The 15,536-nt window shown below is 61.2% G+C and carries 17 protein-coding genes, 1 tRNA gene and 1 pseudogene; 11 read left to right on the top strand and 8 right to left on the bottom strand.

Features of this window, described 5'->3' with window-relative positions; all coding sequences use genetic code 11:
* Positions 1–188: 188 nt before the first annotated feature.
* The 3 genes from BC360_RS17250 (at position 189) to BC360_RS17240 (ending at position 2,542) form a co-directional block, all read left to right on the top strand.
* Positions 189–974, top strand: coding sequence for an aspartate/glutamate racemase family protein (locus BC360_RS17250; protein ID WP_065796163.1), 786 nt, complete (start codon positions 189–191; stop codon positions 972–974).
* Positions 975–976: 2 nt separating this feature from the next.
* Positions 977–1,675 (top strand): flavin reductase family protein, encoded by a 699-nt coding sequence (locus BC360_RS17245; RefSeq protein ID WP_065784186.1) that lies wholly within the window; start codon positions 977–979, stop codon positions 1,673–1,675.
* Positions 1,676–1,843: 168 nt separating this feature from the next.
* Positions 1,844–2,542, top strand: coding sequence for a GntR family transcriptional regulator (locus tag BC360_RS17240; RefSeq protein ID WP_065796161.1), 699 nt, complete (start codon positions 1,844–1,846; stop codon positions 2,540–2,542).
* Positions 2,543–2,569: 27 nt separating this feature from the next.
* Here BC360_RS17240 and BC360_RS17235 read toward each other — a convergent pair whose 3' ends face one another.
* Genes BC360_RS17235 through BC360_RS17220 form a run of 4 tightly spaced genes read right to left on the bottom strand, consistent with a single transcriptional unit; the run spans position 2,570 to position 5,142 of the window.
* Positions 2,570–3,235, bottom strand: coding sequence for a hypothetical protein (locus BC360_RS17235; RefSeq protein ID WP_139110091.1), 666 nt, complete (start codon positions 3,233–3,235; stop codon positions 2,570–2,572).
* 39 nt (positions 3,236–3,274) lie between these two features.
* Positions 3,275–3,925, bottom strand: coding sequence for a transmembrane anchor protein (locus BC360_RS17230; protein ID WP_065796157.1), 651 nt, complete (start codon positions 3,923–3,925; stop codon positions 3,275–3,277).
* A 21-nt stretch (positions 3,926–3,946) separates the two neighbouring features.
* Positions 3,947–4,678 (bottom strand): HupE/UreJ family protein, encoded by a 732-nt coding sequence (locus BC360_RS17225; protein ID WP_065784190.1) that lies wholly within the window; start codon positions 4,676–4,678, stop codon positions 3,947–3,949.
* A 47-nt stretch (positions 4,679–4,725) separates the two neighbouring features.
* Positions 4,726–5,142, bottom strand: a complete 417-nt coding sequence (locus BC360_RS17220; RefSeq protein ID WP_244512760.1) for a hypothetical protein — start codon at positions 5,140–5,142, stop codon at positions 4,726–4,728.
* A 44-nt stretch (positions 5,143–5,186) separates the two neighbouring features.
* On the opposite strand from BC360_RS17220, the gene BC360_RS17215 reads away from it, so the two are divergent.
* The 8 genes and pseudogenes from BC360_RS17215 (at position 5,187) to BC360_RS17180 (ending at position 12,815) form a co-directional block, all read left to right on the top strand.
* Positions 5,187–5,462, top strand: coding sequence for a metal-sensing transcriptional repressor (locus BC360_RS17215; RefSeq protein ID WP_065784191.1), 276 nt, complete (start codon positions 5,187–5,189; stop codon positions 5,460–5,462).
* 11 nt (positions 5,463–5,473) lie between these two features.
* Positions 5,474–6,688 carry a nickel/cobalt efflux transporter gene (locus tag BC360_RS17210; RefSeq protein WP_065796155.1) on the top strand — a complete coding sequence of 405 codons (1,215 nt, stop codon included), beginning with the start codon at positions 5,474–5,476 and terminating at the stop codon, positions 6,686–6,688.
* A gap of 12 nt (positions 6,689–6,700) precedes the next feature.
* A pseudogene (locus BC360_RS17205) lies at positions 6,701–8,022 on the top strand (MFS transporter).
* Positions 8,023–8,059: 37 nt separating this feature from the next.
* Complete coding sequence (locus BC360_RS17200) at positions 8,060–8,494, top strand: YqaA family protein (RefSeq protein ID WP_065796153.1); 435 nt, start codon at positions 8,060–8,062, stop codon at positions 8,492–8,494.
* 5 nt (positions 8,495–8,499) lie between these two features.
* Positions 8,500–9,216, top strand: a complete 717-nt coding sequence (locus BC360_RS17195) for a nickel/cobalt transporter (protein ID WP_065796151.1) — start codon at positions 8,500–8,502, stop codon at positions 9,214–9,216.
* Between the two features lie 129 nt (positions 9,217–9,345).
* Positions 9,346–10,167 (top strand): chromate resistance protein ChrB domain-containing protein, encoded by an 822-nt coding sequence (locus BC360_RS17190; protein WP_065796149.1) that lies wholly within the window; start codon positions 9,346–9,348, stop codon positions 10,165–10,167.
* Entirely contained in the window at positions 10,160–11,575 is a 1,416-nt protein-coding gene (chrA, locus tag BC360_RS17185; RefSeq protein WP_065784196.1) for a chromate efflux transporter, read from the top strand. The genes BC360_RS17190 and chrA overlap by 8 nt, the downstream gene beginning before the upstream one ends.
* 34 nt (positions 11,576–11,609) lie before the next feature.
* Positions 11,610–12,815 carry an MFS transporter gene (locus tag BC360_RS17180; RefSeq protein ID WP_065784197.1) on the top strand — a complete coding sequence of 402 codons (1,206 nt, stop codon included), beginning with the start codon at positions 11,610–11,612 and terminating at the stop codon, positions 12,813–12,815.
* A gap of 524 nt (positions 12,816–13,339) precedes the next feature.
* On the opposite strand, the gene BC360_RS17175 is transcribed toward BC360_RS17180, so the two are convergent.
* The 4 genes from BC360_RS17175 to BC360_RS17160 all read right to left on the bottom strand — a co-directional run bounded on the left by BC360_RS17175 (position 13,340) and on the right by BC360_RS17160 (position 15,230).
* On the bottom strand, positions 13,340–13,732 hold the full coding sequence (locus tag BC360_RS17175; protein ID WP_065796147.1) for a hypothetical protein: 393 nt from the start codon (positions 13,730–13,732) through the stop codon (positions 13,340–13,342).
* A 178-nt stretch (positions 13,733–13,910) separates the two neighbouring features.
* A complete protein-coding gene (locus BC360_RS17170; RefSeq protein ID WP_065796145.1) occupies positions 13,911–14,309 on the bottom strand; it encodes a hypothetical protein in 399 nt (132 codons plus the stop codon).
* Between the two features lie 224 nt (positions 14,310–14,533).
* A complete protein-coding gene (locus BC360_RS17165) occupies positions 14,534–14,935 on the bottom strand; it encodes a hypothetical protein (RefSeq protein WP_065796143.1) in 402 nt (133 codons plus the stop codon).
* 218 nt (positions 14,936–15,153) lie between these two features.
* Positions 15,154–15,230: transfer RNA gene (locus tag BC360_RS17160), tRNA-Met, on the bottom strand.
* Positions 15,231–15,536: the final 306 nt, after the last annotated feature.

Here is a 15,536-nt window from a genome sequence, read left to right as displayed (position 1 = left end):
ATTGTCGACATTTCGGACGACAAAATGCGAAATCGACGAACGTCGAGAGGAAGATGAGCTGCGACCATTGGCTCTCTCGCCGCGCTGGGCCTGCAACGAAGCGCTGAAGGCGCGAATCCTGGGCACCTAAGACGCCCGACGCTTTCAGCAATATCGATGATTATTGTATGCAATCTTGGAGGAACTGAATGCTGATCAAACTCATAAATCCGAATACCACTTCAACCATGACAGAGCTCATGGGTGACACTGCTCGAACGGTTGCTGCTTCTGGAAGCGAAATAGTCCTGGCGACGTCGCGCTCGGGTGCTGCCTCGATCGAGGGGCACTACGACGAGGCTTTGAGCGTGGTGGGGGTGATCGACGAGATTGCGCAAGGGAAACCAGCGGACGCTTACATCATCGGCTGCTTTGGCGATCCCGGCCTGCTCGCCGCCCGCGAAATCACCGCGTCACCAGTCCTGGGCATCGCCGAATCTGCCATGCATGCCGCGACGTTCGTGGCGACGAGTTTCTCGATCGTAACGACTCTTGAGCGGACTCGGATCATCTCCGAGCACCTCGTCCGCAGCTACGGGATGCAGAACCACTGCCGGCGCGTGCGCGCCACTGATGTGCCCGTGCTCGACCTAGAAAAGCCGGATTCGACAGCAGATGCCGCGATATTGGCGGAGTGTCAGAAGGCTCTCATTGAAGATCGCGCAGAAGCGATCGTGCTCGGTTGCGCAGGGATGTCGAACCTAGTGGAGCGCTTGCAGCAACGACTGGGTGTTCCCGTCATCGACGGCGTTGCCGCCGCCGTCAAGTTCGCCGAGGCGATTGTGGGCATGGGCCTGCGCACCTCGAAGGTCGGGGATCTGGCCTATCCGTTGCCGAAAGCCTACACCGGAAAGCTCGCCGACTACGCCCCGGCCAGCCTCAAACTGCGCGAAAACGACAGCCTCGCAGCGCTCGCAACAGCCGTACGGAGCTAGTCATGGATTTCGATTTTACCGAACTGCCGGAAAAGGACCGCTACCGCCTGCTTTGCAGCTTTGTCGGACCGCGGCCAATTGCACTGGTCACCACCAATGACGAACAGGGCTGCAAGAACGCCGCGCCCATGAGTTTCTTCAACGTGTTCTCGCATGATCCGCCACTGCTGATCCTTGGCATGCAGACGCGGCCAGATGGCACGTCGAAGGACACCGTCGCCAATATCCGGCGGTCGGGCGAGTTCGTCGTTCATATGGTGGACATGGCGATCGCCAAGGAAATGATCGTCACCGGCGTCAATTTTCCAAGCGACGTCGACGAGATTGAAATCTCCGGGCTGACGAGCTTGCCTTCCGTCAAGGTCGCACCGCCGCGTATCCAGGAATCACCCTGCGCCATGGAATGCCGCGTGTCGCAGATCCTCGATTACGGCCGCCGCTCAATCGTCATCGGCGAAGTCGTGCAGATGTATGTCCGCGACGAATGCCTTGATGCGAGTGGCCGCTACGTGCTTCCGGAAGTCTACCAGCCTATCGCCCGCTTGCATGCCAACAACTACATCGTCGCCGACAACCAGTTCGTCCTGACGAAGCCTGACGAATTCGCCCACCACGATATCGCTGCCGGCTATGGAGAGCCGCCTCCTGAGGCGAATGGTGTGTCAGAAGAGAGCCGCGATCGAAAGATCGGCCGGCCGTAAACATCACCGGGTCGAAGCACCCTGTAAGGCGCTTCGACCCCAACGGACCGCAGCGAGGCTCTCATGCCTCAAGTATCGACGATACTTTGCTCGAAGTCGTCTGCACCGGCTAGACGCACAACCACTAAGATATTAAATCGCGGGTTTAAGGTGTTTCGAGAGAACTTCATGTTCAAGGACGACCGATCCGCGGAGAAGCAGACCAGTTGGTGGCCGATCTATGTCGCTTTGCGCGATGCGATTGTCAGTCATCGGCTGGCACCCGGCACGAAACTGCCTGAGGACGAGCTGGCGTCGATCTACGACGTCAGCCGAACCGTCGTTCGATCGGCACTTCAGGCGCTCACCCATGACCGACTTGCGCAACTTCAGCCAAATCGCGGAACCTTCATCGCCAGCCCGACCAAACAGGAAGCCCGCGAGGTTTTTGAGGCGAGGCTCCTGATCGAGCCGAAGGTTGCTTCAATCGCAGCCGAAGTTGCCAAGAAGTCGGATATCTCCAGGCTGCGCAAGCATATGCAAGCGGAGCACGAGGCCGTCGGTTCAGGGGACGCCAGCGATGCGATTGCTGCATCGGCGCAGTTTCACATAGAGATCGCTGAAATCGCCAATCACACGGCGCTCACGAACTTCGTTCGCGAGCTCGTTTCCAGTTCGTCGCTCGTCGTCGCGCTCTATTGGAAGAAGCGTGAGACCACATGCGAAAGCCATGCGCACGAAGCCTTGGTCGAGGCGATTGCGGATGGCGACGGCGCGCGGGCGGCCGCGCTTATGAAAAGCCACCTCAAAGACGTTCTGTCGGGGCTGGATGTTGGCCTGGCGGCGGCGAAGCAGGAACGGCTGGCGGATATTCTGCGCGTACGCTGAGCTTTCCGAATGGATAAGGGTAGCGAGCTATTCGGCGCCGCCCTTCGACTCAGCCGTTGCTGCTGGAACAATCGAGCTGACGACAATGAGGGGTTTCCCGGACGATGCTGACGCCGGAAGCGCAAGCCTTATCCACTGTTGGCGCCCGCGGACGATGACAACAAATAGCCGGGCAATCTGTTCCGGGCCGCGATCCTCCGAGATCTTCTCAGCATCTGTTTTGTCAAACAGGGCTTTCTGGAATTCAACCGGGTCCGTGTCAGGCAGTGCCAGGGTGCACGTATCGACCGCCCTGCCATCCAGCGATGCCTCGGTGACGCCAATGATGGTTCCCGCGGGCAGGTGACCATCCGGCTTGATAGTTAGCCAGACCCGCACCATCGATCGTTTGGCGATTGGTGCCAGTTCGTCAAAGCCGACTTCCCCGAGGCTCTCCCGTTCGCGACGATGAGCTTCTTCACTCATTCGCAGAAAGTTCGGCCCGTCGGCCAGGCAGATACGGTGGAATTCTTCGAAGACCTCCGCGGACCCGTCGACGGCTACTGCCGACAGCGCCAGGGATGCAATGAGAATGGCCCCGAGAAGGGCAGTTCGACCGTGCACGATGGAACTCGTCGTTCTTGTGAAACTGGGCGTTTCGACACAACGCCCGCGGTTGCCGATGGTTCCTTTGGGCACACCGCTGGCAGGCACCCGTTGCCGGCTTTTCTCGCCGGCAACGGGCTTATCCGCCTACATCATGCGCTTGATTTCCGAATACGCTCCGTCAGTCTTGAGGGTGACGGTCACCGGCTCGGTGGTGCGGTTGCGCCAGAACCAGCCGTGATTGCCGTCGAAGGCCGCTTCGAGCACGCCGCTGTCCTCCGCAGCACCGCGCCCTTTTTCGTAGCTGATGTTTTCGCCACCCCCATCTCCATGGGCATCGAAGTTCACCTTCGAGCCGTTTGCGGTCCAGGAGAAGTTTGCTTTCGCGCCCTTCAGCATGGCGAGTTTGACCTCGGCACCCTCACCCGGCTGCAGCGTCACCGAGATTTCGTCCTGGCGAACTTCCTGCGCATAGGCGCTGGAGATGCCTAATTCGCGGATGATGCGCTCCATCAGACTGGAGCCCTGCTGGGGCGCAGCATCGATCGCCGGCGAGGTGGCGTTGTCACCGCTGGCTTGCCTGTCGCGTTCGGCCTCCTCGGCGAGCTGGGTCTTGATCTCGCCCATTTCGGTGAGGCCGAGGGCCGAGCCTGCGCCAGTCGGGTCGATGCCGTATTCCGACGGGAGGACAACGCTTACCAGGATGGCTGCGGCCGCAAGCGCGGCGAAAACGGTCGAACGGAGAAGCTGTGCGGAGCTCGGGAGATCATCGGGCGACGGTGCTTGTGAATTGAACATGTTCTGTCTCTTTCTTGGGAGTTAGGATGCGAAATAGCCGGTGAGCTGGTAGCCGATCAGCACGAAGCCGGCGGTCATCATCAGCACGTTGGCTGCGTAGGCATGTTTCAGGAAGCTTGGGGTTTTCCGCCAATAGCTCATTGCGATCAGGATCATTCCAAGCGCGATAAGCTGGCCAATCTCCACGCCGACATTAAAGGCGAGAAGGTTTGGAACGAGCCCATCGGGAGAAATGTCGTATTCGATGATCTTGGTGGAGAGACCGAAGCCGTGGAAGAAGCCGAAGACCAGCGTCGCGACCTTGGTGTTCGGCTGGAAGCCGAGCCATCGCTGGAAGGCACCGAGATTATCGAGCGCCTTGTAGACCACCGAAAGCCCTATGATCGCATCGATGATGTAGCTGTTGATGCCAATGTTGAAGTAGACGCCGAGCAGCATCGTTGTCGAATGGCCGATGGCAAAGAGGCTCACATAGATACCGATGTGCTTCAGCCGATAGAGGAAGAAGATCACGCCGAAGAGAAACAGGATGTGGTCGTATCCCGTGACCATGTGTTTGGCGCCAAGATAGATGAACGGGATGATGTTGATCCCGGAGATCTCCTGGATATAGCCCTTGTCGCCCTCGGCGACGGCGTGGGCAGTCGCCGTGCCTGCCAACGCGAGCAGGGACAAGGCAGCAAGGATGAACCGGAGGACATGCGAGCCGGGCGCAATCCTGCGCCGCCCGCCTCCAACTGGTGCTAGCTTCATATGTAGAATCCGTTATTTCGTTAAACCCGCCGCCGGAGCGGCAATCGTCAGGTCAACGTCACGGGGCGAGGCGGGCGATCGATGCCGTAGGGCGGCCGACCCGTCAGGTCAGGGCTTAGAACAATATAGGTGGCACCGGGCAGCGCCCGCGTTCCCGCGTGATCGAAGGCCACCAACTCCGCCTTGTCGTGGGTGTGATCGGCGTGGTGGTGGTCAGCAACATCCCCCGTTGCATCATCGACATCGCCTTCATCATGCGAATGATCACCGTGATCCTGGTGATCACTGGAAACCATCACCTCGACACTCGCGGAATGAAGGCGCGGTGCGTGAGAACCTGGGGCGGAGAACGCATATAACAGCATGGCGATGCTTGCCGCGAAGGCGGCAAGAACAGTCAGTAATCTCTGTCCCGGGCGAAGCATCATGAGCGCACTGATAGCCGTGTTCGCGAATTCCGGCAAGATTCCCAGTTGAAATATCCCCTCCAGGGGGATAGGAACTAGTCATGGAACAACATCGGCACGACACCCATCCCGAGATCGTCAAGCGGCTCAAGCGGGCCGAGGGACATTTGAAAAGCGTCATCGCGATGATCGAGGCGGGAAGACCCTGCCTCGATATCGCACAGCAGCTCCATGCGGTGGAGAAGGCGATCACGCAAGCGAAACGGACTCTGATCCAGGACCATCTGGATCATTGCCTCGAAGAGACGGTCGGGGCCTTGCCCCGAGACCAGCGCCAATCGATCGATGAGTTCAAGTCGATCACCAAGTACCTTTGAGGTTTGTCCCAATGCCCGCTTTCGCCGACCTGATCCAGCAGGGGTCCGCCCATGCCTGGTTGTTTGTTCCGAGCGCCATCCTGCTCGGTGCACTTCATGGGCTCGAGCCTGGCCACTCGAAGACCATGATGGCCGCTTTCATCGTCGCCATACGAGGCACGGTCGCGCAGGCGGTCCTGCTCGGGCTTGCCGCGACCGTCTCGCACACGATCATCGTCTGGGGGATTGCGTTTGCGGGCATGTACGTCTGGCGAGGGGTGGATTCCGAGGTCTTCGAGCCGTATTTCCAGCTCGCCTCCGCAGCCATCATTGTCGTCATTGCACTGTGGATGCTGTGGCGGACCTGGCAGGACCAGCAGCGAGCCAAAGCGGCGGCTGGCCACGACCATCACGGGCACCACGATCATGCCCACGGCCAGCCACATGGTCATGGTCACGACGACGTCCGCAAGATCGATACCGGACACGGCGTCTTCAGCGTCGAGGTCTACGAGGATGGCGTGCCGCCACGCTGGCGCATTCGCTCCGAACGCGGCCAAAACTGGAATTCGGCACACGATGTCAGCGTCGTGACGGAACGTCCGGACGGATCGCGACAGACGTTCAGCTTTGTCAAGCAAGGCGGCTTCCTTGATGGCTACCTAGAATCGATCGAGGAGATCCCGGAGCCGCATGAATTCATGGCACGGGTGAGCATCGGCCAAGGCGATCATTCCTACGATCTAGCTTTCGTCGAGGGGCATGGCCACGATCATATCCACGAGGAGCTTCGGGGGCTGCAGGTCGCGACGGACGGCTATCAGGACGCCCATGAGCTGGCGCATGCCAACGACATTCGTCGCAGGTTTGCCAACCAGAACGTGACCACCGGGCAGATCGTGCTCTTCGGATTGACCGGCGGGCTTATTCCCTGTCCGGCCGCCATCACCGTGCTGCTGCTCTGCCTGCAACTCAAAGAGTTCACGCTGGGCTTCGTCCTGGTCCTGTGCTTCTCGATCGGCCTGGCGCTGACCCTCGTCGCCGTCGGCGCAGCCGCGGCGTTGAGCGTGCGCCACGCGACGAAACGGTGGAGCTGGTTCGGTACGGTCGCGCGGCGCGCTCCCTATTTCTCCAGCATCCTGATCATCGCCGTCGGCCTCTATGTCGGCTTCCAGGGATGGTCCGGCCTATCCGCCCATTCGGCGCAAGGATCAGCCGCAATGTCCTCCATCACCGCGACTGAATGAGCCGAGGCCATCATGCTGCAAGTTCTTGCCAACCGCACCTACCGCTACCTGTACCTGGCGCAGGTCATCGCGCTGATCGGAACCGGGCTTGCCACCGTCGCACTCGGACTTCTGGCCTATGACCTCGCAGGCACGCAAGCCGGCGCTGTCCTCGGCACGGCGCTCGCCATCAAGATGATCGCCTATGTCGGCGTGGCACCCATCGCGGCCGCTTTCGCCGAGCGACTGCCGCGGCGCGCGATGCTTGTCTCACTCGACCTCGTTCGCGCCGCCGTGGCGCTGCTGCTGCCGTTCGTCAGCGAGATCTGGCAGGTCTATATGCTGATCTTCGTGTTGCAGTTAGCATCGGCCGCGTTCACCCCGACCTTCCAGGCGACCATCCCGGACGTGCTGCCGGACGAAAAGGAATATACCCGCGCGCTGTCGCTTTCGCGGCTTGCCTACGATCTTGAAAGCGTCGCCAGCCCAATGCTGGCGGCCGCCCTTCTGACCGTCGTCAGCTTCCACAGCCTGTTTGCGGGAACCGTAGTCGGGTTCCTCGCTTCGGCTGCCCTCGTCGTCTCCGTCGTGCTGCCGAGCCCGAAGGCTGCGGAGCGGCGCGGCATCTACGATCGCACGACGCGGGGCCTGCGCATCTATCTGTCGACCCCGCGCCTCCGCGGTCTGCTCGCGCTCAGCCTCGCGGTCTCGGCAGCCGGATCGATGGTCATTGTCAACACTGTTGTCCTCGTCCAGGCTGAGTTCGGCCTCACCCAGCGCGCAACGGCGCTTGCCCTTGCGGCCTTCGGCGGAGGTCGATGATTGCCGCCCTGCTGCTGCCGCGTCTCCTCGACAAGACACCGGACCGTACCGCCATGTTGGCCGGCACTGCCGTTCTTGTCGCCGGATTGTTCGTCGGCGTGTTCGTGCCAAGTTTTGGACTGCTGTTGCCGCTTTGGGCAATGATCGGCCTTGGCTATTCCCTGGCTCAGACGCCATCCGGCCGTCTGCTACGCCGTTCCGCCCACCCGGAAGATCGGCCGGCACTTTTTGCCGCGCAGTTCGCCCTATCGCACGCCTGCTGGCTGATCACCTATCCGCTCGCCGGTTGGCTTGGGGCCACGGTCGGTCTATCGGCAACATTCGCGACGCTCGGGGTGATCGCCGCGGCCGCGATCTTCGTCGCGACCCGGCTCTGGCCGGCACATGACCCTGACGAGATCGAACACGTCCACGAAGAACTTGATGATGACCATCCTCACGTTGTCGGCGCCACCCGTGACGGCAACGGACGCCGGCACACCCACGTCTTCGTGATCGACCGCCATCACCCGGATTGGCCGGCCGAACGATGACGACTGGAGCCGATCCCTCGCCCCGCGCGTACAAACGATGAGCGAGCTCGCTATCTATGCCGGGCTGTTCCTGGTGGCGCTCGCCGCGGCAACAATCCTGCCGATGCAGTCGGAGGCGGCGCTGGCCGGCCTGCTTCTTTCAGGTTTCTCGCCATGGCTACTCATTACCGTCGCAAGTCTCGGCAACGTACTCGGCTCAGTCCTCAACTGGCTTATCGGTCGCGGCATCGAGCGTTTCCGGAACAAGCGGTGGTTCCCCGCAAGTGACGCCGGGTTGGAACGTGCGCGAGAGTGGTATCATCGTTATGGCAAGTGGTCGCTGCTGTTGAGCTGGGTGCCGATCGTCGGCGATCCGCTCACCGTCGTCGCGGGCGTCATGAAAGAGCCACTAACGCATTTTGTTGTGCTGGTGGCGATCGCCAAGGTGACGCGCTATCTGGCCGTGGCCGCCATCGCACTGAATTGGGCTTAGGGGCTTTGCTGCAGACAATCGTAGACCTTCAGCGCGACATCTATCTCACCTTCGCCGAGCACATCAAAGCCTTCGCGAATGGCGGCGGCTGGAGCGCTTTCCTCGCATTCCTGCCCATGGGCATCGTCTTCGGCGCGGTGCACGCGATAACGCCTGGGCACAGCAAGGCCGTGCTCGCCACCTATCTGACGGGGTCATCGGCGGGGATCACTCGCGGATTGACGGTGTCGATCGCGCTGTCGGTCACTCACGTCACCATGGCCGTGCTGATCGCGCTGTTCTCGCTGCCGCTGGTTTCCGTCATGCTCGGCAGTGCCGGTTCGGCGCCGCTGCTGGAGGACGTGAGCCGCGGTCTGCTCGGAGTGATCGGAGCCTGGATGCTCTGGAGCGCATTGTTCCGCCCGCCGCATTTCCACGGCGAGGGAGAACACGTCGCCGTCGGCTTGATGGCGGGCCTCATCCCCTGCCCGCTGACGCTCTTTGTCATGACCTTCGCCATGTCGCGCGGCGTGCCCGAGGCGGGTATCATGTTCGCGGTCGTCATGATGACCGGGGTGGCGCTGACCCTCTCCAGCGTAGCGCTTGCGACGGTACTCTTCCGGACGCGGATAGAGAGGTTGCTCGCCACGCGACCGACACTGCTGACCAGGACCTCGAAGGCGGTCGAGGCGATCGCAGGCGTCATTCTCGTCGCAGTTGCGATCCACGAGATCCTGCGTTGACCTGAGCAGTCGAGCCGCTTGACAGCTCTGGTCAAAGAGCAGAAAACGTCGTGTATGGGGTTGCGATCACCCCACGAGGCGACAGCCGAAGCATCGCGTCCATTCAACCGCTCACCCGGAGGACGCGCCATGTCGTCACTTCTTGAAATTTCTCCCGATAAACTCGCCCGCCTGATTGGCACCCCGAAATGCCCTGTGCTTATCGACGTCCGCATTGATGAGGACTTCGACGCCGACCCGCGCCTGGTACCGGGCTCGGTCCGGCGCGACTACCGCGCTGTGCAGGAATGGGCTCAAGAGATCGATGGTGACTCCGCCGTCGTCATCTGCCATCGAGGCAAGAAACTCAGCTATGGTGTTGCCGCCTGGCTCCGCCACCATGGCATTGCCGCCGACGTCCTCGACGGCGGCTTCGAGGCCTGGGCAGAGCGCGGCCATCCGGCCATGCCCGTATCCGCGATACCGCAGCGGGATACGAACGGACGCACTGTCTGGGTAACCCGGGCGCGGCCGAAGATCGACCGGATCGCCTGCCCGTGGCTGATCCGCCGTTTTGTCGACCCACGGGCGGTCTTCCTGTTCGTGTCGCCGCCGGAGGTCGAGATGGTCGGCGAACGCTTCGCCGCAACCCCCTTCGACATCGACGCTCCTGTCCGCTGGAGCCATAGGGGCGAGCTCTGCACCTTCGACGTGATGATCGAGGAATTCGGTCTTTCGACGGAGCCACTCTTGCGGCTCGCGACCATCGTGCGCGGCGCGGACACCTCGCGCCTCGATCTCGCGCCGGAAGCATCAGGTCTGCTGGCGGCGTCGCTCGGCCTGTCGCGTATGTATGCCGACGATCTCGAGCAGCTCGAAGCGGGGACGTTGCTCTATGACGCTTTCTATCGCTGGTGCCGCGATGCCACCGAGGAAACGCACAACTGGCCTTCGCCGAAAAAGGATGCCTGAGATGACCGAGATTGCCGACAAGGCCGCGCCGGATGCGGCGCGGCAGCCATACAGCCACGGCATCCCCTTCAGCGAAGGCGTCCGCGTCTGGCTGAGAGTGGCCGCGTTGAGCTTCGGCGGTCCGGCCGGGCAGATCGCGGTGATGCATCGCATCCTCGTCGACGAGAAGCGCTGGATCGGCGAGCACCGCTTCCTGCATGCGCTGAACTACTGCATGCTGCTGCCCGGTCCGGAAGCGCAGCAGCTCGCCGTCTATATCGGCTGGCTGCTGCACCGAACCGCCGGCGGTCTCGTTGCCGGCACGCTCTTCGTGCTGCCGGGGTTCCTTGCCATCCTGGGTTTGAGCTACATCTACGCCGCCTTCGGCAATGTCACTGTCGTCGAAGGTTTGTTCTTCGGCCTTAAGGCGGCGGTGCTCGCCGTCGTCGTCCAGGCGGTCTTCCGCATCGGCGGCAGGGCGCTCAAGAACCGGCTGATGATCGGCATTGCCGCGGCGGCCTTCATCGCTATCTTTTTCTTCCGCGTGCCGTTTCCACTGATCATCCTGGCGGCCGGCATCATAGGCTATATCGGCGGCCGTACCGGTTCGCCACTCTTCAAGATCGGCGGCGGTCACAAGGCGGGAACCGGTCCGATCCTCAAGGACGAGGACTCGGTCCTCGGCGAAGAGACGCCGATCCACGCACGGCCGAACCTCGCCTGGTCGCTGCGAGTCTCGGCAGTGTTCCTTGCGCTGTGGCTCGTGCCACTCGCCTTGCTTTTTGTTTTCCTGGGGCCGGACAACGTCTTCACCCAGATCGGCATGTTCTTCAGCCAGATGGCGGTCGTGACCTTCGGCGGAGCCTACGCGGTGCTTGCCTATGTCGCCCAGGAGGCGGTTCAGCAATATGGCTGGTTGAAACCCGGCGAGATGCTCGACGGGCTCGGCATGGCCGAGACGACGCCTGGCCCGCTGATCATGGTGGTTCAGTTCGTCGGCTTCATGGGAGCCTATCGTGATCCCGGATCGCTGAACCCGATGACGGCGGCGACGCTTGCCGCGATCCTGACCACCTGGGTGACCTTCGTCCCCTGCTTCCTGTGGATCTTCCTTGGCGCGCCGTTTATCGAACGGCTGCGCAACAACGTGGCGCTGACAGGCGCGATGTCGGCGATCACTGCTGCCGTCGTCGGCGTGATCCTCAACCTCGCCGTCTGGTTCGGCCTGCACACGCTGTTTTCCGAGGTCGCGGCCTGGAACCTCGGGCGGTTCACTCTCGACGTGCCTGTGTTGAGCTCATTGGTTCTGCCGTCGCTCGTCCTGACCGTGGCAGCAGGGATCGCAATCTTCCGGTTCCGCGCGTCTGTCATCGCGACGCTGCTGGCCTGCGCCGTCGCCGGTATGATCTGGACGCTGATGAAGTCGTAAGCGCTAAAGCTGAGCGCAGGAGGCCGCTGGAGTAGTGAAATCCATGCAAAGCACCCATCCGGCGACCTATCTATTCGCAGCGCGCGCTCTGCGCGACTTCGGCGACGGCTTCGTGGCTATCCTGCTACCGGTCTATCTGCTCGCACTTGGATTTTCCCCGCTGCAGGTCGGCATCATCGCGACGGCATCGCTCTCAGGCTCCGCGCTTTTGACGATCGCCGTCGGCTTCCTCGGTGCGCGCCACGATCTTCGCTCGTCGCTTCTGGCCGCCGCCGGCCTGATGATTGCCACGGGCGTCGCCATGTCGATCGTGCAGGACTACTGGCTGCTGCTGGTGGTCGCATTTGCCGGCACGATCAATCCGTCGGCCGGCAGCGTGAGTGTCTTCGTGCCGCTGGAGCACGCGGCGCTCACTCGCGAAGTGACCGATGCGGAGCGGACGAGGATGTTTGCTCGCTACAGCCTCATCGGAGCGCTCGCAAGCGCCGCCGGCGCGCTCGCGGCCGCCCTGCCGGATTTTCCAATCGCCGTGGGGCTTGAACGACTGACCGCAATCAAGCTGATGTTCGTGCTCTACGCGCTCCTGGGAATCGTCGGCGGCCTCCTTTATGCCCGCATACCAAAGCGTATCGCCAGCCAGGATACTGCCAAGGCGGCGGCGCTTGGCCCCTCGCGCGCCATCGTCTTGAAGCTCGCAGCCCTGTTCAGCCTCGACGCCTTCGCGGGCGGCTTCGTCGTCCAGTCGCTGCTTGCCCTGTGGCTGTTCGAACGTTTCGATCTATCGCTCGCGCAAGCCGGGGTATTCTTCTTCTGGTCGGGCGTACTCTCGGCGTTCTCGTTTCCCGTCGCCGCATGGCTGTCACTGCGTATTGGCCTCATCAACACCATGGTGTTTACCCACATTCCGTCGAGCATTGCCCTGCTGCTGGCGGCGTTCGCACCCACCTTGCCCATGGCGCTTGTCCTGCTGCTGATCCGGGCCGCCCTCTCTCAGATGGATGTGCCGACGCGCTCCTCCTATGTAATGGCCGTTGTTACCGAAGCCGAGCGAGCCGCCGCCGCAAGCGTCACATCCGTGCCGCGCAGTCTGGCCGCCGCGGTAAGCCCCGCCCTCGCAGGTGCACTTTTTGCTGCCTCGTATCGGTCGTTACCGCTCGTCATCTGCGCCACGCTGAAGATCACCTACGACTTTCTTTTGTTGCTGCAGTTCCGGCAGCTCAAAGCACCTGAGGAGCGCTGAAACTCTGTGATCGGGGTTCCATGGCAGACCGACGAGGAGGTTCTCCATGGAGACTACGTTGGAGGTTCTCACGACTGGCTAGACCAGACGTGAGGGGCATCGCCAATGGCGGGACGAGGCGAAGGCGCGGATCGTTTCGGAAAGCCTGCGGACGGGCGTAATAGTGAACGAGTGGCGGATCGCTATGGGCTCAAGGCGAACCACCTGTCGTCCTGGCGAACGATAGCGCGGCGGGGAAAGCTCAAGTGGCTATCTTCGACGCTCCCCTGCACACTCTGACTCGCGCAGGTTTCGGGACGACAACGGCGGGGCAGCGCAATCCCCGGATCCTGCCGGGCCATCCTTAAGGCTCTGGAGGCGTTCGCCACCCTCTACTCAGAGATCGCGCAGATAATTCTGAACGATCGGCTTGGGGTTACGGACAGCCTCGCTCATGCGCCCACGATTTCCGATGGCATCCAGGGGATGCGGTTCATAGCAGCCGCAATCGCATCGGGGGGGCACAACTCCCGCTGCACGAACCTTCATTTCAGTGAGCCGTCGGCATTACCGGTTCGCTGAAGAGGCTCACGCTTGCGGCCTTGACCGACGATGATGCGGCCGCCCGTATGAGGTTTGAAGCCGATTGCATCGAGAGCCTCGCCGACGGTCTCTCCCTGCCTTGCAGCGGTAGCAAGTTCGGCGAGATCCTTCAGAGAGATCACCAACGTCATGTCTTCGGTCTTTTTCCGATTGCCGATAAGCTTAGGTATGCCGTTTCGGGCCTGCCCCAGTACTGCACTCAGTTCGTCCTTCGCCATTCTGACAGTTAGGGGCTCGCCACCGATCTGAGTGATCGTCTCCACGAGGCCATTGGCGATGTCCTGCCTGCTGGCGTTGCGGGCATCTTGAACCTGTTTGAGTATTCTGGCGTCCATGTGCTCCGAACTTCCGATCGAGGTTGGGGAGCGTGGCCACAAGTCTCAAGTGCGTGGCCACAGCCTATCTGCCACCGCTATCGAAGGGACGGGCGCCGGTTATGCCTTGCGTTCCCGATCAGTACTGATTTGTATCGAACGGCCCCCCAGCAGACACTCCCTCGTTCATCTCTGGCGCTCATGTGCTTCTAAGCTGCTTGGTCCCTTCTGGAGTGCGTCCTCTCATTCCGGAAACGGCGGCCTCGACCACCTCAGCAATGGGTCTCGATTTATGGATCATTCCGTTGCGACCGTAGTGCCCTTCTGGCCACTGGGTGTCATAGAAGATCGTGACGCACCTGTCGCCGTCGGCCCAACGAAACGCGAGCGCCCGCAGCTCACGATCGGCAATGGTCCCAGAGTCCATCACCACGACGTCTGGAAGAAAGGTAGGGCTCAGCCTGCGGCTCGATTCGAGATCGGTCACCACGCAAACGGTCGCTCCAGTCGTTGTAAAAGCCGTCTCGAGTTTCGCTGCAATTTCTGCAACGTCAATGATGACTACGGTCACATCACGAAGATCCGTCTCCACACTCATCGAACCCTCCCATTTGAATCCTTGATCTAGGACACGCTCTATTCGGAAGGGGTTTCCACCCCGTTACGGGCGATGCCATCGAAGGATTCAATCGAGCGAGCCGACGGGATTACCGTGGCGATATCGATGCCCTGTCGGCGTTCCGGGCGTGGCGACTTCAGGCGAAGATCCACATTGCCAAGGTGCCGCGCCGGCCAACTTCAAACCGCTGCTACACTCGTTGGCTATCGTCCGCGTTCGATCTTGAGGGCACGATGGTTGACTGCCTCTGTAGCGAGGGCGACGATACGATCCCCTTCGTTAGCGAGCATTCTAAGGGCTCGATCATACTGCGCCCAGACGATCTCATTCGCTTCCGTCTCGAGCCATTCAGGCAGTCCTTTCTCGGCTAATTCCTCAACCGGAGCGATAAAGACCGGCTTCGAGCCGAGTCCGTAGCTGCCGACCATGCGCCGAGCTATAGACGAGGCCCGCTCGACATCACTGCCAATCACGCCGCCTGATCCGCCTGACCGATCGCCGAACACCACTGCCTCTGCTGCCATACCGGCCATGGACACGGCGATGCGGTTGAGGAGGCTCGTTTCCGTGGGGAGTTGGTCCTCGCTCAACTCGTAGGAAGCCATGCCACCAAGGATGCATTCCCTTTAGTTACATTCTTTGGTCGTTACTCGCAGGCGAGCAAAGCTAGCCAGCAGTCGAAGTGACCTGAAACACCACGACTATCTGGAGAAGCTTCGCGCCGGCGAGTTGGACACGGAGTTAAAACGCAAAAAGCTCCTCGACGCTTACGCGGAGGAGCTTTCTGTGAAACGACTTGAATGGCAAAATATTCAAGTCTCAGTGGTTGCGGGGGCAGGATTTGAACCTGCGGCCTTCAGGTTATGAGCCTGACGAGCTACCGGGCTGCTCCACCCCGCGCCATCTCGGTAAACCGCGTGAGCGGTTTATCCGGTCAGCGCAAATCCCGATGGGATTTGTCGCGGTAACGCAAATCCTTGGGATTTGCGGTCTGTGCCGAGCAAATTGCTGAAGCAATTTGTCTCGCGTAAGGAACGCACTGTTTTTTCAGTCTATCCAAACAAAAAGGCCGCTTGGAGGCGGCCCGTGTTCGGCTGGGCCGAAGAAGAAGAGAAGATTGATTTCCGGTTGTTTTTCTTGCGCTTTGCAGACCTGGCAGCGACCTACTCTCCCGCGTCTTAAGACGAAGTACCATCGGCGCTGGGG

This window comes from Ensifer sp. LC163, assembly GCF_001695855.1.
In the GTDB taxonomy this organism is placed as follows: domain Bacteria; phylum Pseudomonadota; class Alphaproteobacteria; order Rhizobiales; family Rhizobiaceae; genus Ensifer.
Note: the sequence above shows the minus strand (reverse complement) of the source record. Positions and strands in the feature narration are given on the sequence as shown.